Genomic DNA, 17,521 nt, shown 5'->3' with positions numbered 1-17,521 from the left:
CGTCGGGGGGACAGGCGCGTGGCAAGGGGTGGGCATGGCGAATCCGTACGAGGAACTCGAAGCGACGATCGACGGGATAGTCACCAACATATTCGTGACCCCGGTGGGGCCCGAGCTCGTCGGCACCATGCTCGGGGAGGCGTTCGAGAAAGCGAACGGGGCATTCGACTACCGCGGTGACTACGAACCCAACGAAGTGACGATCACCGAACCGTTCGAGGTGATGTCACACGAGGACATCGCGGGCATGGTCGGGTCGTTGGCCATCGGTCCCATTGCGACTTCGTCGAAGAACTGGAACGACCTCTCGGCCGCCGCCGGCTCCGGATCCGACGGCTTCCGAACGGGAATCGAGGCGGCCATGGCGTCGGGCTGGTCCGGGCCGATGTCCGACGCCGTGCGCGGCGGCGTAGGCGATTACGTCTCGTCGGCGTCCGCGCTGGCCACGTCGATGAGCCTGATTGGGAACAAGCTGCTCGAAGCACACGCGGGATTCGAGCAGACCAAGTCGAGAATGCCGCCGGTGGTCGCGTCCGAGGCCAGCACCCTGATCGGTTCCCTGCTCCCCGTTCCGTTCGCTACCAAAACGGCGACGGCAGTGCAGGAGGAGCAGCAGAACGAAGCGCGTCGGATCATGCGATCGGTGTACGTACCGGGCGTGGTGCTGTCCGACACCAACGTTCCGGTATTGCCAACGGCGCACAATCCCGTCGACGGCGGAGGCGGTGGTTCCACCGGCGGCTGGGCAGGCGGTTTCCCGGCAGGCAGTTTCCCGGCCGCCAGTGGGAGCGGCGGTGCGACGTCCGGTGGGGGCGCAGGCTCGGCAGGAACCCCCGATCCCGCAGCGCAGGCGGCCGCGCAGCAGACCGATGCCGGCACCGCGACGCCTGGACAATCGGGCCCCGGGCAACCGGGTTCGAGTCCATCCGGACCGCTGCCGCCTGCAGATCGGTCCGGGGAGACCCGGGCCGCCGCAGCCGGTGGCCCCGGAAATGCTCCCGGGGGACTCGGAAGCAACGTGGGAGGCGGCGGTTCCTCGGGGACAGGATCCCCGGGTGCCGGCTACGGCGGCTCAGGCTACGGCGGCTCAGGCTACGGCGGCTCGGGCTACGGCGGCTCGGGCTACAACGGATCCGCCGGCGGTGTGGGTTCCGGTACAGGTTACGGCGGCTCTGTTCTCGGGTCTCCGATCGGTTCCGGCGGTTCCAGCGGCGGCCCGGGCGGCACGAGTGCGGCGGCGGCCGGTCGAGCAGGGGCTCACGGTATGCCCGGAGTGGGCGGTATGGGCGCGGCGGGAGGTCGTGGCACCGGCGACAACGACGGCGAACACACCACTCCCGGCTACTTGATCGACGTGGGCAACGGCAGCGAACTGATCGGTGACCTGCCACTCGTCGCACCCCCGGTGCTCGGCGGCTGACGGTGACGCAGTGGACCATGCACGGCATGGATTTCGCGATGCTCTGCAGTCGATTCGGACGGGATCGGTTGCCCTACCCTCTGGCCGTCACCGTCGACGTCGATACCGAGGATCAGCTCCGACAGCTGCGGTGCGAAGCGTCGGCGAGGATCGACGCGCTGGTGGACGAGCGGCTCGAGGCAGCCATCGGAGTGGTGATCGACCCCGCTGTGCGCATCGAATGCCGAAGCGACACACACGACTTCGGGCACAGCCCGGTGCGCGTTCATGCAGCGGTGACCCACGATCTCGCGGTCGTCCTCACCCAACGACCTGGGCCGGACTGTTCGGTCACGATCGACACGGTGACCCCGGCATCTGCCCCCGTACGGATCGCCGAGTCCGTGCCGACCGTGCAGGCCGGACGCCGTGCGGCCGCGACCCTCGAACATCCCTGCACTGCAACCACATCGAGCGGAGCAATCCTGTCCACGGCCACTCGAAACGCGACTGCGGACGAGAAATTCGAGGCGTTTTTCGCCCGACCGCGATCGGCAGTCGGCGAGGTGATCGTCGCGCGCGGCGCCACCTACGACCACCGCCGCGATACCGATGCCGTCTCGTTCTTCTGGATGGACTTCGACGGAGACGGCCGCTACCTCGTTCGGTCCCACGCGTCGATCGACGTAGTACCCGCCGATTCCACCCGATTGGTCGCGGAAATCGGGCGGCAGTTGGAGTCGGCCTTACGCCGATGACACAGCCCACCCCTTGACACCGTATCGATTTTCGATAGGTTAACGATATTCGTTGTTATCGACTATCGATATGGAGGCGGCGGGATGGCATACGGACTGGGTTCCATGAGGACCAACAAGTGGGCGATGGTGTTCTACGGAGCACTGGCCGTGGGCTGGACCGGCTGGAAAATGTGGAAATACCACTCCTCGGACTACGTCAGCGCCACGGTCGAACCCGAGTGGAACACCCCGCCGGTGGAGTTGTTCGGAGGCCAGTTGCAACCGGGGAACTCGGTCGAGCTGAGCGTCCCGAAAGCCGAAATCGTACGACTGCTGGGCTTCATCGACGTGATGCGCTACGGATCCCTCGCCGTCGGACTGGTGATCATCCTGGTGGGCCTGCTGTTCTTCTACCGCTTCTGCGATCGCGTCATCGCCGGGAATCCCTTCACCAACGCCGCACGCACCGACGTCGTAGTGATCGGCGCGTGCATTCTCGCCTACCCCATCATCACTGGGTTCACGAACATGCTGGGCACCAACAGCGTCGTCGGTGCGCTCGAGCTGAGCGGGACCGTGGACACCGCTCGACCGGCCACCGGTCTCTGGATCGCAATCTTCGTGTCCACATTCCTGCAATTCGTCTACGCCACCATCGCCCAGGGCTCCAAGCTCGCTCGTGATGCCGATGGTCTGGTCTGATGGCCGAGGAGTTCGTCGACCATCTCGTCGTGTGTCATCTCGGCGAGATCCTCGAAGCCCGCGGCATGACGCTCGCCGAGCTGTCGCGTCTGGCGGGGGTCAGCGTCGTGAATCTGTCGGTACTCAAGAACGACCGCGCCAAGGCCATCCGATTCTCCACCTTGACCGCCGTATGCCGGGTGCTCGGCTGCACCCCGGGTGACCTGTTCGCCCTCCGCCAGATCTGACCGACAGGCCTTCGCGGTCACATCAGTCGGACAAATCGACCAAGTACATTGGATGACGGTAACCAGCACTTCGAGAGAGAGTCCACCACATTGTCTGCTCCGGCCGGTCAACCGTTGTCCAAGGGTCAGAACGGCCCCCTCACCGTCGGCGACGTCGTCGTGTCCATCGCCCTGGCAGTGCCGGCCGATCTGTCTGCACTTCTGGTCACCGACGCCGGAAAGGTGCGCACGGACGCCGATTTCGTGTTCTTCAATCAGCCGACCGGTCCCGGTGTTCGCCTCGAACCAGGGCAGGGCGGGCCGGCGCGGCTCGCCGTCTCGCTCGGCGCAGTTCCGTCCGACATCGAGCAGATCCGTGCGGTCATCACCCTCGACGACGCATCGAGCAACTTCGGCCGATCGGCACCCCCGGTCGCGCGAGTCAGTGACACAGCGGGAAATGTGTTGTACGAGTACACGATCGACGGCCTCAGCTCCGAATCCATCGTCATCGCGCTGGAGATCTACCGCCGCCAGGGGAGCTGGAAAGTGCGCGCCGTGGGGCAGGGATACGCGGGTGGTTTCGCTGCGTTGGTGACCGATCACGGTGTCTCCGTGGACGACGCGCAGGCTCCGGAAGTCAGTCTCACCAAGTCCAAGCCCGTCAGTCTGTCCAAGGGCCAGAAGGTCACTCTCCGCAAGGACGGCGGAGTTGCCCTGACGGTCATTCGCATGGGCCTCGGCTGGGACCCGGTGACGACCCCGAAGAAGGGTGGACTGTTCGGCGGCGGGGGCCGTGCGGCGAACATCGACTTGGACGCGTCGGCGATCATGCTGGCAGATCGCAACGTCAACGATGTCGTGTACTACGGCCAGCTCAACGCCAAGGACGGGTCGATCACGCACAAGGGAGACAACCTGACCGGTGAGGGCGAGGGCGACGACGAGGTCATCGTCGTCGATCTGACGCGAGTACCCCAGCACGTCACCGGCATCGTCTTCACGGTCACCTCGTACCGCGGCCAGACGTTCGAGCAGGTCGCCAATGCGTTCTGCCGGCTGGTCGACAACACCACCAACACCGAACTCGCCCGCTTCACCCTGCAGGGCGGCATGCCGTTCACCGGATTGGTGATGGCGAAGGTCTACCGCCAGGGCAGTGAATGGAAGCTACAGGCCATCGGCGACGGCATCCAGGCCAAGCACGCCGGTGAAGCCGTCAAGCAGCTCGGCCGCTATATGTGACCGCACGCCGACCGGTTCGATCTGCAGCGCCGTCGAGCACGCCACCGAGCGGGTCGACGGCGCTGCCGTTTCGAATGAGATCCTCCGACGGCCGGTAGATCTGCCGAACGATCAACGCGCACAGGCCGATCACTGCGATATCGCGCACGACCACGGTGGCGGTGAACCACTGTTCGGGCAGCCCCTTGTTGTCCACGCCCAGGTAGTAGTACATCCGGGGGAACCAGACGAACGCGTCGATTGCCATCCACGCCAACAGGATTCGACGATGCGGTAGAGCCAGCACCGCGAGAGGGACCAGCCACAGCGAGTACTGGGGACTCCACACCTTGTTGGTCAGCAGGAACCCGGCCACCACCAGAAACACCAACTGGGCCAGCCTCGGCCGGGTCGGAGCCGTCGTACCGATGTAGGCGATCAGCGCACACACGACGGCGAAGAGCAGCAGCGTGACTGCGTTGAGAACCATCGGCTTGTCCCCCGGATAGAGGGGGCCGTCGAAGCCCGTCCATCCGGTGAAGGAAGTGACGACGTTGTACAGCGAATCGGGGTCGGCTCCGCGCTCGGAGTTGAGCCGGAAGAACTCGTACCACCCCGTCGGATACAGCAGGGCCAGTGGAAGATTGACCGCAAGCCAGGCCCCGAGGGCAGCCGCTGCGGTCAGCCCCCACTCGCGCATGCGGCCGGCCCGCCAGCACAACACCAGCAGCGGCCCGAGGAACAACAGAGGATAGAGCTTGGTGGCACCGCCGAGACCCAGCAGTATGCCGGCCAGTACGGGCCGCTTCTTGGCCCAGGCCAGCAGACCGGTGAGCGCGAATGCCGTTGCGAGAGCGTCGAAGTTGGTGAATCCATGCACGATCACCAGCGGTGAGGCAGCCACCAGGGCAGCGTCCCAGATGCGTCGCCCCGCCGAGATCGCCGTCGCCCACACGGTGACCAGCCACGCGACGGCCAATCCCAGAGCGACGACGTTGAAGTAGACGACCACAGGCAGGGCTTGCGGCAGGAAACTCAGTGAGTTCCATGCCTTTCCGACGACCATCGAGCCGTACTGGTACAGGCCGGCAATGACCGGATATTCCATGTACCGGATCTGACTCGACCCGTCGGCCTTCGTTTCTTCCCAGGACTTCTTGTACGGAAACGCGCCTTGGTCGAGCCGCTCGGCACCGTAGAGCGGCACGGTGTCCGAATAGCACATCGCCACGTACTGGCGACTGCCGCTCCAGTCGAGTCCGAGTTCACCGTTCGGACCCACCGGTGCCTGTTGAATGCACGCTGCCTTGGCGAACCAGCCGAAGCAGAGAAAGACCACAGCGAGCAACAGGATGACCCGCAGCGCAGTGAACCACCGTTGCCGACCGACCAGAGCGTGCGCGCCCACCGGCCCGCCGATGACCGAGGACAGTTCCTCGGTCATCGGATCGGTACGGCTGGGTGCGTCACGGTCCGTTGCACTCGCCGTGTCCAGGCGACCAGGACTGGCAAGGGCTCTGCCCTTGCGCTCGGGTTCGGTCGTCACCGTTCGGTGCTACTGGCCGGGAGTCGCCGGTTCGGGGGCTGCCGGCTCGGGTGCTGCCGGTGGCTGTGCGGGCTGAGCCGGGGCCAGACCCGGCAGCGGAATGGTGACGCCCGGCAGAATCTCGACCTGACGCGGCGTGATGACCACCGGCGGCGAAATCTCCGTCGGGATCGGCAGAGTCACGGGCGGCGGCGCGGACGGAGCCACCGTCGTGACCGGTGCGGCCGGTGCCGAGTACTGCGGGACACCTGCCTGACCGGCGATGGCCTCGGGCGTCGGGAACGTCTCGTTCGAGGTGCCCTCGAGCGTGCCGTCCATCGTCGCCTTCCAGATGTCCGACGGTATGCCCGATCCGTAGATCGGACCGCCGTAACTGTTCTCGAGCGGCAAGCCCTGCTCGGTACCGACCCACACCGCCGTCGACAGTGACGGGGTGTACCCGACCATCCAGGCGTCCTTGTTCTGTCCGGTATCACCGAGCTGCGCGGTACCGGTCTTCGCCGCCGATTGACGACCACCCGCGAGGTTGTGACCGTTGGAGTACCCGGCGATCGGACGCATCGCCGACGTCACGTTGTCGGCCACCGCCGCCGAGACGACCTGCTGACCGGCCTCGGGTGCACGATCGAGCAACACCGTGCCGTCGGCCGTGACGACCTTCTGCACGAAGTGCGGGGTGTGGTAGACGCCGGAGGCTGCCAGTGTGGCGTAGGCCGAGGCCATATCGATCACCCGCGACTGGTACTGGCCGAGCACGATTCCGTAGTTCGGGCCCGCGTTGTCGGGCTCGGTCAGCGTGGGGCCGACGCCCTCGATCTCCTGCGGGATACCGAGCTTGTGTGCCATGTCCGCGATCGCCTGCGGGCCGTTGTCCATGCCCAGCATCATGCGGTAGAAGCTCGTGTTCAGCGACCGCTTGAGGGCTTCGGCGATGGTGCACGTGCCACAGGATTCGCCCTCGACGTTGCTGATCTGGATGCCGTTGACGTCGAGCGAGGAACTGTCGTACATCTTCGACAGCGGAATGCCCTGGTCCAAGGCAGCGGCGAGGCCGAACACCTTGAACGACGATCCGGTCTGCAACCCGGACTGCGCGAAGTCGAAACCGCGCCCGTCCGCGCCGCCGTAGTACGAGCGGACCGCGCCACTGCGCGGATCGATCGACACCGACGCCGTGCGCAGCTCCGACGGCTCACCCTGCAGGTTGTTGTCCACGGCCTCGACCGCGGCGGCCTGCGCCCTCGGATCGATCGTCGTCGTGATCTGCAGACCCTCGGTGTTCAGATCCTGATCACTGACCCCGACAGCCGACAACTCACGCAGTACCTGCGCCTTGATCAGACCGTTGGGACCTGCGTCGGCGGCATCACCCGAATCGACCTGAGAAATGGGGACCCACTGCGGATACTGCATCGCCGCACGCTGAGTCGGATCGAGCTGGCCCTGCGAGACCATGCCGTCAAGCACGTAGTTCCACCGCGACTGAGCACCGGTGGGGTTGACTTCCGGATCGAGTCCGGACGGCTGCTGGATGGTCGCAGCCAGTACTGCGCCTTCCTCGACCGAGAGCTGATCCACGGATTTGCCGAAGTACGCCGTCGACGCGGCAGCGATGCCATAAGCGCCACGACCGAAATAGATGGTGTTCAGATACGCCGCGAGAATGTCGTCCTTGGACCATTGGCGAGCCATCTTCGACGAGATGACCAGCTCGCGCATCTTTCGCGTCAACGTCCGCTCGGAGCCGACCACCGCATTCTTGACGTACTGCTGGGTGATCGTGGAACCGCCGCCCGCGCTGTCACGTCCGAGAACGTTGTCGCGCAGGGCACGGCCGAAGCCGGTCACCGAGAACCCGGGATTGGAATAGAAGTCGCGATCCTCCGCCGAGAGCACGGCGTTACGCACGTGCTCCGGAATCTGGTCGATCGTGACATCGGTTCGGTTGCCCTCGGGTGGCACCACCTTGCCGAGCACGCTCGACCCGTCGGAGGCGAAGATCGTCGCAACCTGATTGGTCCTGAGGTCACCGGGCCGCGGGACGTCCACCAGCGTGTACGCCACCATGAACAGCAGAATCGGCACTATCAGGCCCAAGGCGACCAACGCATACAACGTGCGTCGAACTACCCGCCACTTGGACTTCTTCTTCGTTTTCGCGGCGGAACCTCTTTCGGGGGGCTCGGGCGGTTCGTTGCCCGAGGAGCTAGCTGATGGATCGTTCGGTTCGTGTGGCGGCGGGACGGATCCCGATCGAGTGACACCTGCCGCGGCGTAGCGACCGTCACCGGACGGTCGACCCTGCGGTGGCATCGGACGCTGACCCGGAGGCGGACCCGGACGTTGGCCGGCGGGAGGCATCGGCGGTCGACCCTGCGGTGGCATCGGACGCTGCCCAGGAGGGGGCCCGGGGCGCTGGCCCGGAGGCGGTACCGGACGCTGACCCGGAGGTGGCATCGGCGGTCGACCCTGCGGTGGCATCGGACGCTGCCCGGGAGGCGGTAGCGGACGCTGACCCGGAGGAGGTACCGGACGACGTCCGGGCGGATCGGAATGGCGGCTGCCGCGCGGTGGTCCGGGCACGTCGGGGCGCCGTCCGGAGTCGCTACGGCCAGGTTCGTTGTTACCCGGGTTGTTGTCGTAGGGGGAACTCACGTACGAATCTCCAGTAATCTCGGCGGCCGCGTCGAATTCTCGGTGGCTGGGTTCAGCGAAGCGATTGTGTCATTCACTCGCAGTTCGACGGTTCGGTTGACGGGATCCCGATCGTGGGCGACGGGGTTGCTTGGGTGCGGGCACGGCCCCGAGGACGTAGGACTGGACGAGGTGATTCCAGCTGCACGAGCGGCAGACCTCGACCACATGGACCGAAAATTCCTCTTGGGTGGCAGCCAGCCGGCCGAGTTCGTCGGCCGTTCTCGCGGAGCCGGACAGGGGTCCGAGCTTCTCGCCGAACACCCACGACACCAGCGTGAGCTGCTCCTTCCGGCAGATCGGGCACACTACGTCGCTGCCGCGGCCGTGGAACTTGGCGGCACGTAGAAGATAGGGATCTGCATCGCAGACCGCTGCCACGCCCGTCCTACCGGAGTAGACCTCGGCCAGCAGCGACCGACGCTGAAGGGCGTAGTCCACCACCTGTCGCTGAAGTCGCACGAGAACCAGAGTACGTGCGGCAGTGTCGATGGAGACCTGCGATCCCCGCCTGGACGACGATCGACCCCCATTCCTGGGCCGAGAAACTATGCTCCACCTGTGCCGACGCGACTGTCACCCAGTACGCGAGCGCGTGATGTGGATCGCACCGACACTTGCGCCACGTTGGACGAAGCACTCGCCGATGGCCAGCTGTCCGATTTCGAGCACGCCGCAAGGATCGATCTGGCGAAGGAAGCCGACACGATCGCCGATCTGCACGCCCTCATCGAGGACCTTCAGAACGACACCGACCTGCCGCCGATGGCCGACCCGATCGAGTTCGCGCATCCGATCACGACGGCAAAGGGCTCACGCCTGGGCTTCATGGCCGTCGCGGTCCCTGCCGTTGCCGCCCTCGTGGCGCTCACCTTCGGCATTCGCGCGTGCTCGAACACCGATGACCCCGAATCGGGTCTCGGGTCGGCCGGGTACAAGAATCCTGCAGTCGTCGTAGATATCGTCGATGCACTGCAACAGAAGATCGGCACGTCGGTGGTCGACAGACTCGGGCTGTACGACGACTACGCCGTCATTTCGGCACCCGCACCCGGGGTGCCACAGAAACAGGTCAGCTACACCTATCGCGACGGCGTGATCGACGACTACGACGACAACTTCTCGAGCACCCGCGACTTCGACGAACCTCAGATCGACCTGGCGACGGTCGATCTGACGAAGGCAGCGGGGATCATCGCCGGTGCCCGCGAGAGCTTGAACATGAGTCGCATCGACAGCTACAACGTGAGCTTCCACGGCAGCGACAACGGCCCGCAAATTTCCGTCTCCGCCGACAACACCGACCAGGAAAGCGGAACTCTCCTATTCGATCCCGCAGGCAACTTCCTGCGTGTCACGCCGTTTTCGTTCGGCTGATCAGTCCGGAAAGGAAGCCCGCAGGTGGCACCACGACCCGATTTTCGCGCTCGCGACATAGACCGCGCGCTGACCGCCACCGTTCTGGATTCCGCATACGCCGACGGCCAGCTCACCTTCGACGAGCACCGCCTACGTAGCGAACGTGCGCGGGTGGCCATCACCCTGCGCGATCTGCGACGACTGGTCTCCGACCTACAAATCGACGTCGACCTTCCGGAACCACCGCCGCGAACATCCGAGCCGAAGAACCGGCTACTGCTGGCACTCGGCTCGGTCGTCATCGTGACTGTAGGGCTAGTGGTGTTTCTGTCGACCAGGACCGGCGAACAACCGGTTCCGACTGCTGCCGTCGTCGCATCCACGTCGACGCGCAGCGTGACCCCCACCGTGCCGATGGACCTGCCGGTCGACGTCACCCCGATAGTCGCTCGCCCGTTCGTTTTCGACACGGCAGCCGGACTCGACGATTTCCGAGAACGCTACGTGCAACGTTTCGGCAGTTCGCAGGTTCTCGAGGTGTTCATTCAGATGGACGGCAACCGTGCCGACGTCTATCGCCCGACGGCAGAGGGCCGACGAGAGCGCGTGTTCGTCTCCGGGGGGTTCGAGATGTATCACGAGACCGACGCGCCAGACGCGCAAGAGGCTCTCTTCGACTGGGCCACAATTGATTCCGCAGTTCTGGCCGGCCTCGTCGCGGGAACGCCCGAGGCCGTCGGGGTTCCGGACGCCGCCGTCGAGTACGTCATGATCACCGATTCCCGCGGCGAGCAGCGCATCTCGATCACCGCACACAACGACGACGATCAGGGTGGCCGCGTCGAAGCGGACTTCGCGGGCAACATCGTCTCGGTAAGCCGATAGACGCCGCGAATCATGTTGCGTGTCGGCTACTTCGGGCTCTCGTGCGTGATGGCGCGGTAACCGGTTGCCCCTGCCCTGTCGACTGCGGCCTTGACGACGCCGAACACCGCACCGTGGACGGCTGCCGCGATCAGCACCTCTCGGACGGAGCGATTCAGATCTTTCGGGTCGGGGGCCGCCGCGTCGTCGTCGCCGACGTGCTTCCACACCTGCTTGAACACCGCGCCGGCCGCCAGCCCGCCGAGCACACTCGTCGCCAACGACATCGGTCTGTAGAACGCCTTCGATACTGCACTCATCGAAACACCTTTCTCGTACGTCGGCGACGAAGAAGAACCGTCACCAACACTGCGGTCACCACGAAGCCCACGGCCCCTGCGGCAGTGCCGGGCCTACTGCGCACCGCATCGGAGGCACGTGTCGCCTGTCGAGAGGCCTCGTTGCCCACTCGAGTGGGGATGTCGGCTTTGGCCGCGAGAGCGGCGACGGTGTCGGCCAGTTCGGAACGCTGTTCCTCGATGCTGGGCGGCTGATCGGAGTTGCCGGGAACACTGTGCGCCGGTGTGTCGGTCATCGGATTCCCTCCTTCACTGCGGTGATGTCGTCGCCGATACGTGCTGCGGTGTCCGCGGGAATCGGCGGCAAGGCCTTCTTGGCCCGGGACGCGCCGACTGCGGCCAGAATGCCCCCGATCGCCAGCACCGCGATCGCGACGATCAGCGCCGCGAGCCATGCGGACAACACTGTCGCCAGTCCGAGCACTGCGGTAGCGATCAAGGTGGCGAGCCCGAGGAACAGCAGCAACGCACCCGCGCCGGAGATTCCGACGCCTACCCCGAGGCGGCTTCCCTTGCTCTTGACTTCGGCGAGTCCGGCGTCGATCTCGGTCCGGACGAGCGTCGAGACCTGAGTCGTCAGTCGCTCGATCAGTTGCACAGTCGACAGGTCCGCCACGTGGGAGCCCCGCTCGGACTCGGCGTTCGACAGCGGGGGCGGTTGATCGTTTTCGTGCATGATGCGCTCCTTCGATGTGGTGCCGTCCTGTGTCGATACCCGCGAAGAACCCCGAAAAACACGTCCGTAAATGCCGATTCGCGCGACGTAACCGGCCATTGGTTTGTCACTTCATGTATCGGCGCGATACATTCTCCGATAGTGTGGCTCATCGCATCGCCAGGATGTGATCGTTGGATTCGAGAAGGGGGAGTTGCATGCTCGAACTCGCAATTCTCGGACTGCTTCTCGAATCACCCATGCACGGTTACGAGCTTCGCAAGCGGCTGACCGGCCTGCTCGGAGCATTTCGTGCGTTTTCGTACGGATCGCTGTACCCGGCGCTCCGTCGACTACAAACCGACGGGCTCATCGCCGAGGACGCCGGTCCCGAACTGCTCGTGAAAAGACGAGCAAAACGGGTGTACGTGCTCACCCCCCTCGGCAGGGAACGATTTGCCGAACTGGTGGCCGACACCGGACCGCAGAACTACACCGACGACGGATTCGGCGTACATCTGGCCTTCTTCAGTCGAACCCCGGCAGAAGCTCGGGTCCGCATTCTCGAAGGCAGACGACGCCAGGTCGAGGAGCGCCGAGAAGGCCTCCGCGACGCTGTGGCCAAGGCGAACGGAACACTCGACCGCTACACCCGGCAACTCCACCAGCTCGGTCTCGAATCGAGCGAACGCGAGGTGCGCTGGCTCAACGAAGTCATCGCAGCCGAGCAAGCCGCCCCCAACCCAGCACCGTCCCACACAGCACCAAACAGGACAGTCAAGACAGAAGGAGAACCCGACCATGGGTGAGAACAACAACGCAATCCGCGTGGCCATTGTGGGTGTGGGCAACTGCGCCTCATCCCTGGTCCAGGGTGTCGAGTACTACAAGGACGCAGACGAGAACGCCACCGTTCCCGGCCTGATGCACGTCATGTTCGGCAAGTACCACGTCCGCGACGTCGAGTTCGTCGCCGCGTTCGACGTCGACGCCAAGAAGGTCGGCTTCGACCTCTCCGAGGCCATCTTCTCCAGCGAGAACAACACCATCAAGATCGCCGACGTGCCCCCGAAGGACGTCCACGTCCTGCGCGGACCGACCCTCGACGGCCTCGGAAAGTACTACCGCGAGACCATCACCGAGGCCGACGGCGAAGCAGTCGACGTCGCACAGGCACTGCGTGACGCCAAGGTCGACGTCCTCGTGTCCTACCTCCCCGTCGGATCCGAAGAAGCCGACAAGTTCTACGCACAGGCCGCCATCGACGCAGGCGTCGCCTTCGTCAACGCCCTCCCCGTCTTCATCGCCTCCGACCCCGTCTGGGCCAAGAAGTTCGAGGACGCTGGCGTCCCCATCGTCGGCGACGACATCAAGAGCCAGGTCGGTGCCACCATCACCCACCGCGTCATGGCGAAGCTGTTCGAAGACCGCGGCGTGCAGCTCGACCGCACCATGCAGCTCAACGTCGGCGGCAACATGGACTTCCTCAACATGCTCGAGCGCACCCGCCTCGAGTCGAAGAAGATCTCCAAGACCCAGGCCGTCACGTCGAACCTGCAGAAGGAATTCAACGCCAAGGACGTCCACATCGGACCGTCCGACCACGTCGGCTGGCTCGACGACCGCAAGTGGGCCTACGTCCGCCTCGAAGGCCGCGCCTTCGGTGACGTTCCCCTGAGCCTCGAATACAAGCTCGAGGTCTGGGACTCACCCAACTCCGCCGGTGTCATCATCGACGCAGTCCGCGCCGCGAAAATCGCCAAGGACCGCGGCATCGGTGGACCGGTCATCCCGGCTTCCGCATACCTGATGAAAAGCCCGCCGAAGCAGCTGGCCGACGACGTCGCTCGCGAACAACTCGAAGCCTTCATCATCGACGCGTAATTCTCCGCGGCACCGACGCCCGCCGGTCCACTCAACGTGACATTGACCCCCGAAAAGGCCACCAAATGTCACATTGAGTACCGGCGGGCGTTCGTCTATCCCGCCTCGACGATGGCGCGCGGGTCGAAGGTCACCCTGATTTCGGTGATTTTGCCGTTCTCGATTCGTTGCCAGTTCGCGGTGGGGGCCGGGGGTGCGATCGACGTGTGCAGCTCGAACCACGTCAGCACGTTCGAGCCATCGACGAAGACGTGCGCGATGTCGATGTCGGCGACGATCTGCGACATTCCCTTCAACCCGGCGACGCATTCTTCGCCGCTGTCGGCGGTGCCCAGTGGCCCCCGAAACGTGGCGTCTTCGTGCAGGATCGACGCCAGAGTGTCGAAGTCCTTCGCCTTCCAGGCCTCGAAGTAGGTTGCTGCAATTTGTGCGGGTGTCTGTGTCATGGATTCGAGTCTCGAACCGGCGCAGTCAGAAGTCCAACAGTTGGTTCCGATCATAACCAGAACTTTTACTCATAGCCGCAGCTAGACGCTACGCGCTATGGTTCTCGCGTGGCCATCGATCCCACCTCGAAGCATCCGATTCTCGAACGCGTTCGCGCTCTGGCGTTCGCGTACCCCGACGTGACCGAGAAGGTTTCGCACGGCAGGCCGACCTTCCGCACGACCTCGGTGTTCGTCTACTTCGGCGGTGGCGTCAAAGGCGGCGATCAGTTCGATCTGTCGATCATCGTCAAATGCGAGAGCGCCGAGGAGCAGCGAGCCTGCGAACTCGAGCCGCGCTACTTTCATCCCGCCTACCTCGGACCCGCAGGCTGGGTGGGGTTCGACCTGAGCAGTGACCGCAAAGACAAGGCCGACAGCGATGTCTGGGCCGAAGCCGCCGAACTGATCGACTGCAGCTACCGCGTCACCGCGCCGAAGCGCGCGATAGCCCGCCTCGATGCCGGCGAAGGTCCCGATCTGGGAGTACAGCAATGGAACTGAGGCAGCTCGAGTATTTCGTCGCGGTGGCCGAGGAAGCGAACTTCACCCGCGCTGCCGCCCGCGTTCACATCAGTCAATCGGGGGTCAGCGCGCAGATCAGGGCGCTCGAGCGCGAACTCGGGGCCGAGCTGATCGACAGATCCGGCGGCACAGCCACTTTGACCACAGCCGGCCAGGCGGCGTTGCCGCAGGCCCGCGCGACACTCGCCGCGGCAGGATCCGTCAAACAATCCGTCGACGATGTGACGGGCCTACTGCGCGGCAGACTGAGCGTCGGTATGGTCACCGCCTGCACCGTTCCCCCACTGTTCGACGCGTTGGCGGGCTTCCACGCGGCACATCCCGGCGTCGACATTGCTTTGCGCGAGGGTAATTCGGACGATCTCGTCGCGGATGTTCGATCCGGCGAGCTGGATCTTGCGTTGGTCGGTCTCGCTTCTCGGACCCCCGCCGGACTCGAATCGATGGTGGTGATCGACGAGCGGATCGTTGCCGCCGTGCCGGCGGAGCATCCACTGGCGGCGCAGAAGGACGCGACACTCGCCGAGGTGTGCGAATATCCGATCGTTGCCCTTCCGCCGGGCACCGGAATTCGTGCGGTGTTCGACAGGGACTGCGCCGGGGGAGGTCTGTCACCGTCGATCACGTTGCAGGCCAGCGCACCTGACGCGGTAGCCGACCTCGCCACCCGCGGTTTGGGGGTCGGGATTCTCAGCCGGTCGATGGCCGAATTCTACGGCGACCGGCTCGTCGCGATCGAGCTGACCGACTCGCACACCGCCGCCCTGCTGGCCCTGGTGTGGCGCAGCGCGATGAGTCCGGCACTGGCCGAACTGGTGGGCATCGCGACGACGAGTTTCAGCGAATCTTCTTGACGGTGAACCACAGTGCGACCAGCAAGCCGAGCAGCGCTACGGACGGCAGCACGCCGGGATCACCTCCGATGATCCCGGCTACGGCGAAACCGAGAGCTACCAGCGCAAAGAACCCGAGAATGCCTGCCAACAACTGCAGGTGGTCCTGCGCCGTCACGACTTGACGCCGCCCGCCGTCAGTCCGGAGATGATGCGGCGCTGGAACAGCAGCACCATGATCACCAGTGGAATCGCAACGATGGTGCCCGCGGCCATGATCGCGGCATACGGCACCACGAGCGGATCGTTGCCGGTGAACCGCGCGATGGCGACGGTCACCGGTTCGGTCTTGTCACTCGAGAGCTGACTGGCCAGCAGGTACTCGTTCACTGCGGCGATGAACGCGAGAATCGCGGTGGTGAACAAGGCAGGCGCGGCGAGCGGGAGCATCACCAGGCGGAATGCCTGGAATCGTCCGGCACCGTCGATCCGCGCGGCTTCTTCGAGCTCCCAGGGCAATTCGGCGAAGAACGCCGCCAGCGTATAGATCGTCAGCGGTAGGACGAACGAGATGTTCGGGATGACCATCGCCTGGTAGCTGCCGATCCAGCCGATGTTGGTGAAGAACTGGAACAGCGGGGTCACCAATGCGACGACGGGGAACATCGACGCACCCAGGATGATGCCCGTCACCACGTACTTGAAGCGAAAGTCGATGCGCGAGAGTGCGTATGCGGTGAAGATGCCGAAGACCAACGCGATCAGTGTGGTCGCGCCGCCCACGATCAGACTGTTGCCCACCGCACGAAGAAAATTGTTGCCGTTTGCCGTCGACAACGCGTTCTCGAAGTTCTCCCACGTGACGTGCGTCGGCCACGGCGTCGTGTCGAAGGTGTAGCGCGGGTCGCGGAATGCGGTGACGACCATCCAATAGAACGGTGCCAGTCCCCAGACGAGAATGACGACGACGCCGAGATAGATGCGAGCTTGCTTCATCGGCCGGGCCCCTTGCGCTGATTGTCCTGAGTGGCAACGGCATTGGCACCGAGGAACTTCACCAGGATGAACGCCACGACGAAGATCATGATGAACGAGATCGTCGACAACGAGGCAGCGCTGTTGAATCCCTGCCGAATCTGATCCACCACCAGGATCGAAATGGTTCGGGTGGCGGGATTGCCCTCGGTGAGGATCGCCGGCAAGTCGTACATACGCAGCGCGTCCATGGTGCGGAACAGAACTGCCACCATCAACGCGGGCTTGACCAACGGCAGTGTGATCTTGGTGAACCGCTGCCACGCCGACGCCCCGTCGACGCGGGCCGCCTCGTAGACGTCGGCGGGAATCATCTGCAACCCGGCCAAAATCAACAGCGCCATGAACGGCGTCGTCTTCCACACGTCGGCGATGATGACGGCGAAACGAGCGGGCCACGCGTCGCCGGTCCACAGAATGTTGGTTCCCAGAATGCGATTGGCGACACCGTCGTACGCGAAGATGAAGTACCAGAGCTTGGCCGTGACCGCCGTCGGGATCGCCCAGGGGATCAGGATTGCCGCTCGCAACAGGGCGCGTCCGGCGAAGGTCTTGCCCATGATGACGGCCATTCCGAAGCCGATGACCACCTCGATGGACACCGTGACGACCGTGAAGAACGCGGTGTTTCCGACGGCGCCCCAGAACTGCGACCCCAGCGTTCCCGGCGGGCAGGGCACCAACGTGCCCGACGCCGAAGTGCATTGCTGCAGGATCCAGTGCGTGTAGTTGTCGAAGCCGGCAGATCCACCGGTGACGAACATGCCGGTGACGGGATCGAGACCGGGATCCTTGGAGAAGGACATCACCAGGGCCCGGATCACCGGGTAGACGATGACGATCGCGAGGATCACCATCGTCGGTGCGATCAACAGCCAGGCCCGACCCTGCGTCAGGCCGAACCGCTTGTTCTTGGACCGCACATGCCGACCGCGGCCGGGGGACGAGCCCCCGGCCGCGGTGGTTGCGGCGGCCCCACTGGTCACACCAGCAGGTACAGCCATTGGTTCT

21 protein-coding genes are annotated in these 17,521 nt (G+C 64.7%); 11 read left to right on the top strand and 10 right to left on the bottom strand.

What is annotated here, in order from left to right:
* Positions 1 to 34 precede the first annotated feature (34 nt).
* The 5 genes from CH266_RS22025 to CH266_RS22005 all read left to right on the top strand — a co-directional run bounded on the left by CH266_RS22025 (position 35) and on the right by CH266_RS22005 (position 4,292).
* Positions 35 to 1,420, top strand: coding sequence for a PPE domain-containing protein (locus CH266_RS22025; RefSeq protein WP_094716200.1), 1,386 nt, complete (start codon positions 35 to 37; stop codon positions 1,418 to 1,420).
* Positions 1,421 to 1,422: 2 nt separating this feature from the next.
* Entirely contained in the window at positions 1,423 to 2,157 is a 735-nt protein-coding gene (locus CH266_RS22020; RefSeq protein WP_032370034.1) for an ESX secretion-associated protein EspG, read from the top strand.
* Positions 2,158 to 2,262: 105 nt separating this feature from the next.
* The gene (locus CH266_RS22015) at positions 2,263 to 2,841 is read left to right on the top strand and encodes a hypothetical protein (RefSeq protein ID WP_230592950.1); all 579 of its coding nucleotides are present in this window, start codon (positions 2,263 to 2,265) and stop codon (positions 2,839 to 2,841) included.
* Positions 2,841 to 3,068 (top strand): helix-turn-helix domain-containing protein, encoded by a 228-nt coding sequence (locus CH266_RS22010; RefSeq protein ID WP_032370035.1) that lies wholly within the window; start codon positions 2,841 to 2,843, stop codon positions 3,066 to 3,068. The genes CH266_RS22015 and CH266_RS22010 overlap by 1 nt, the downstream gene beginning before the upstream one ends.
* Positions 3,069 to 3,158: 90 nt before the next feature.
* Positions 3,159 to 4,292 (top strand): TerD family protein, encoded by a 1,134-nt coding sequence (locus tag CH266_RS22005; protein ID WP_255175995.1) that lies wholly within the window; start codon positions 3,159 to 3,161, stop codon positions 4,290 to 4,292.
* Here the strand turns inward: CH266_RS22005 and CH266_RS22000 are convergent.
* From CH266_RS22000 to CH266_RS21990, 3 genes are all read right to left on the bottom strand, one after another.
* Positions 4,267 to 5,715, bottom strand: a complete 1,449-nt coding sequence (locus CH266_RS22000; protein WP_052053643.1) for a glycosyltransferase family 87 protein — start codon at positions 5,713 to 5,715, stop codon at positions 4,267 to 4,269. The genes CH266_RS22005 and CH266_RS22000 overlap by 26 nt on opposite strands.
* A 111-nt stretch (positions 5,716 to 5,826) precedes the next feature.
* Positions 5,827 to 8,202, bottom strand: a complete 2,376-nt coding sequence (locus CH266_RS21995) for a transglycosylase domain-containing protein (RefSeq protein ID WP_371828549.1) — start codon at positions 8,200 to 8,202, stop codon at positions 5,827 to 5,829.
* 339 nt (positions 8,203 to 8,541) lie between these two features.
* Entirely contained in the window at positions 8,542 to 8,973 is a 432-nt protein-coding gene (locus CH266_RS21990; RefSeq protein WP_027495064.1) for a DUF5318 domain-containing protein, read from the bottom strand.
* Positions 8,974 to 9,072: 99 nt separating this feature from the next.
* Here CH266_RS21990 and CH266_RS21985 point away from each other — a divergent pair, with 99 nt between their 5' ends.
* On the top strand, positions 9,073 to 9,888 hold the full coding sequence (locus CH266_RS21985; RefSeq protein ID WP_255175996.1) for a DUF1707 SHOCT-like domain-containing protein: 816 nt from the start codon (positions 9,073 to 9,075) through the stop codon (positions 9,886 to 9,888).
* Positions 9,889 to 9,912: 24 nt separating this feature from the next.
* Complete coding sequence (locus CH266_RS21980) at positions 9,913 to 10,755, top strand: DUF1707 SHOCT-like domain-containing protein (protein WP_032389424.1); 843 nt, start codon at positions 9,913 to 9,915, stop codon at positions 10,753 to 10,755.
* 26 nt (positions 10,756 to 10,781) lie between these two features.
* Here CH266_RS21980 and CH266_RS21975 read toward each other — a convergent pair whose 3' ends face one another.
* The 3 genes from CH266_RS21975 to CH266_RS21965 are packed head-to-tail and all read right to left on the bottom strand — an operon-like array spanning position 10,782 to position 11,769.
* The gene (locus tag CH266_RS21975) at positions 10,782 to 11,054 is read right to left on the bottom strand and encodes a DUF4235 domain-containing protein (protein WP_032370038.1); all 273 of its coding nucleotides are present in this window, start codon (positions 11,052 to 11,054) and stop codon (positions 10,782 to 10,784) included.
* Complete coding sequence (locus tag CH266_RS21970) at positions 11,051 to 11,329, bottom strand: DUF3618 domain-containing protein (protein WP_032367665.1); 279 nt, start codon at positions 11,327 to 11,329, stop codon at positions 11,051 to 11,053. Before CH266_RS21970 ends, CH266_RS21975 begins: the two co-directional genes overlap by 4 nt.
* On the bottom strand, positions 11,326 to 11,769 hold the full coding sequence (locus CH266_RS21965; RefSeq protein ID WP_230074919.1) for a phage holin family protein: 444 nt from the start codon (positions 11,767 to 11,769) through the stop codon (positions 11,326 to 11,328). Before CH266_RS21965 ends, CH266_RS21970 begins: the two co-directional genes overlap by 4 nt.
* Before the next feature lie 197 nt (positions 11,770 to 11,966).
* Between CH266_RS21965 and CH266_RS21960 the strand changes: the two genes are divergently transcribed.
* On the top strand, positions 11,967 to 12,557 hold the full coding sequence (locus CH266_RS21960; protein WP_027495058.1) for a PadR family transcriptional regulator: 591 nt from the start codon (positions 11,967 to 11,969) through the stop codon (positions 12,555 to 12,557).
* Positions 12,550 to 13,632, top strand: coding sequence for an inositol-3-phosphate synthase (locus tag CH266_RS21955; protein WP_027495057.1), 1,083 nt, complete (start codon positions 12,550 to 12,552; stop codon positions 13,630 to 13,632). The genes CH266_RS21960 and CH266_RS21955 overlap by 8 nt, the downstream gene beginning before the upstream one ends.
* 95 nt (positions 13,633 to 13,727) lie before the next feature.
* On the opposite strand, the gene CH266_RS21950 is transcribed toward CH266_RS21955, so the two are convergent.
* Entirely contained in the window at positions 13,728 to 14,078 is a 351-nt protein-coding gene (locus tag CH266_RS21950; protein WP_032389425.1) for a nuclear transport factor 2 family protein, read from the bottom strand.
* Positions 14,079 to 14,186: 108 nt separating this feature from the next.
* Between CH266_RS21950 and CH266_RS21945 the strand changes: the two genes are divergently transcribed.
* Entirely contained in the window at positions 14,187 to 14,621 is a 435-nt protein-coding gene (locus tag CH266_RS21945) for an MmcQ/YjbR family DNA-binding protein (protein ID WP_032385219.1), read from the top strand.
* Positions 14,612 to 15,496 (top strand): LysR family transcriptional regulator, encoded by an 885-nt coding sequence (locus tag CH266_RS21940; protein WP_032385220.1) that lies wholly within the window; start codon positions 14,612 to 14,614, stop codon positions 15,494 to 15,496. The genes CH266_RS21945 and CH266_RS21940 overlap by 10 nt, the downstream gene beginning before the upstream one ends.
* Here CH266_RS21940 and CH266_RS25565 read toward each other — a convergent pair.
* From CH266_RS25565 to CH266_RS21930, 3 genes are read right to left on the bottom strand one after another with little or no spacing between them, the layout of a single operon-like run.
* Positions 15,480 to 15,653 carry a hypothetical protein gene (locus CH266_RS25565; RefSeq protein WP_167327633.1) on the bottom strand — a complete coding sequence of 58 codons (174 nt, stop codon included), beginning with the start codon at positions 15,651 to 15,653 and terminating at the stop codon, positions 15,480 to 15,482. The genes CH266_RS21940 and CH266_RS25565 overlap by 17 nt on opposite strands.
* The gene (locus tag CH266_RS21935; protein ID WP_032389427.1) at positions 15,650 to 16,471 is read right to left on the bottom strand and encodes a carbohydrate ABC transporter permease; all 822 of its coding nucleotides are present in this window, start codon (positions 16,469 to 16,471) and stop codon (positions 15,650 to 15,652) included. Before CH266_RS21935 ends, CH266_RS25565 begins: the two co-directional genes overlap by 4 nt.
* Positions 16,468 to 17,514, bottom strand: a complete 1,047-nt coding sequence (locus CH266_RS21930) for a carbohydrate ABC transporter permease (protein WP_176457179.1) — start codon at positions 17,512 to 17,514, stop codon at positions 16,468 to 16,470. Before CH266_RS21930 ends, CH266_RS21935 begins: the two co-directional genes overlap by 4 nt.
* Between the last annotated feature and the right edge of the window lie 7 nt (positions 17,515 to 17,521).

The sequence above is a fragment of the Rhodococcus sp. 06-1474-1B genome (assembly GCF_002258885.1).
GTDB lineage: Bacteria > Actinomycetota > Actinomycetes > Mycobacteriales > Mycobacteriaceae > Rhodococcoides > Rhodococcoides fascians.
Note: the sequence above shows the minus strand (reverse complement) of the source record. Positions and strands in the feature narration are given on the sequence as shown.

Excerpts from the sequence above, each read along its gene's own strand:
- CH266_RS22025 (WP_094716200.1), top strand. The coding sequence starts at position 35 with ATGGCGAATCCGTACGAGGAACTCGAAGCGACGATCGACGGGATAGTC.
- CH266_RS22015 (WP_230592950.1), top strand. The coding sequence starts at position 2,263 with ATGAGGACCAACAAGTGGGCGATGGTGTTCTACGGAGCACTGGCCGTG.
- CH266_RS22010 (WP_032370035.1), top strand. The coding sequence starts at position 2,841 with ATGGCCGAGGAGTTCGTCGACCATCTCGTCGTGTGTCATCTCGGCGAG.
- CH266_RS22000 (WP_052053643.1), bottom strand. The coding sequence starts at position 5,715 with ATGACCGAGGAACTGTCCTCGGTCATCGGCGGGCCGGTGGGCGCGCAC.
- CH266_RS21995 (WP_371828549.1), bottom strand. The coding sequence starts at position 8,202 with ATGCCACCGCAGGGTCGACCGCCGATGCCTCCCGCCGGCCAACGTCCG.
- CH266_RS21975 (WP_032370038.1), bottom strand. The coding sequence starts at position 11,054 with ATGAGTGCAGTATCGAAGGCGTTCTACAGACCGATGTCGTTGGCGACG.
- CH266_RS21970 (WP_032367665.1), bottom strand. The coding sequence starts at position 11,329 with ATGACCGACACACCGGCGCACAGTGTTCCCGGCAACTCCGATCAGCCG.
- CH266_RS21965 (WP_230074919.1), bottom strand. The coding sequence starts at position 11,769 with ATGCACGAAAACGATCAACCGCCCCCGCTGTCGAACGCCGAGTCCGAG.
- CH266_RS21960 (WP_027495058.1), top strand. The coding sequence starts at position 11,967 with ATGCTCGAACTCGCAATTCTCGGACTGCTTCTCGAATCACCCATGCAC.
- CH266_RS21955 (WP_027495057.1), top strand. The coding sequence starts at position 12,550 with ATGGGTGAGAACAACAACGCAATCCGCGTGGCCATTGTGGGTGTGGGC.
- CH266_RS21950 (WP_032389425.1), bottom strand. The coding sequence starts at position 14,078 with ATGACACAGACACCCGCACAAATTGCAGCAACCTACTTCGAGGCCTGG.
- CH266_RS21940 (WP_032385220.1), top strand. The coding sequence starts at position 14,612 with ATGGAACTGAGGCAGCTCGAGTATTTCGTCGCGGTGGCCGAGGAAGCG.
- CH266_RS21935 (WP_032389427.1), bottom strand. The coding sequence starts at position 16,471 with ATGAAGCAAGCTCGCATCTATCTCGGCGTCGTCGTCATTCTCGTCTGG.
- CH266_RS21930 (WP_176457179.1), bottom strand. The coding sequence starts at position 17,514 with ATGGCTGTACCTGCTGGTGTGACCAGTGGGGCCGCCGCAACCACCGCG.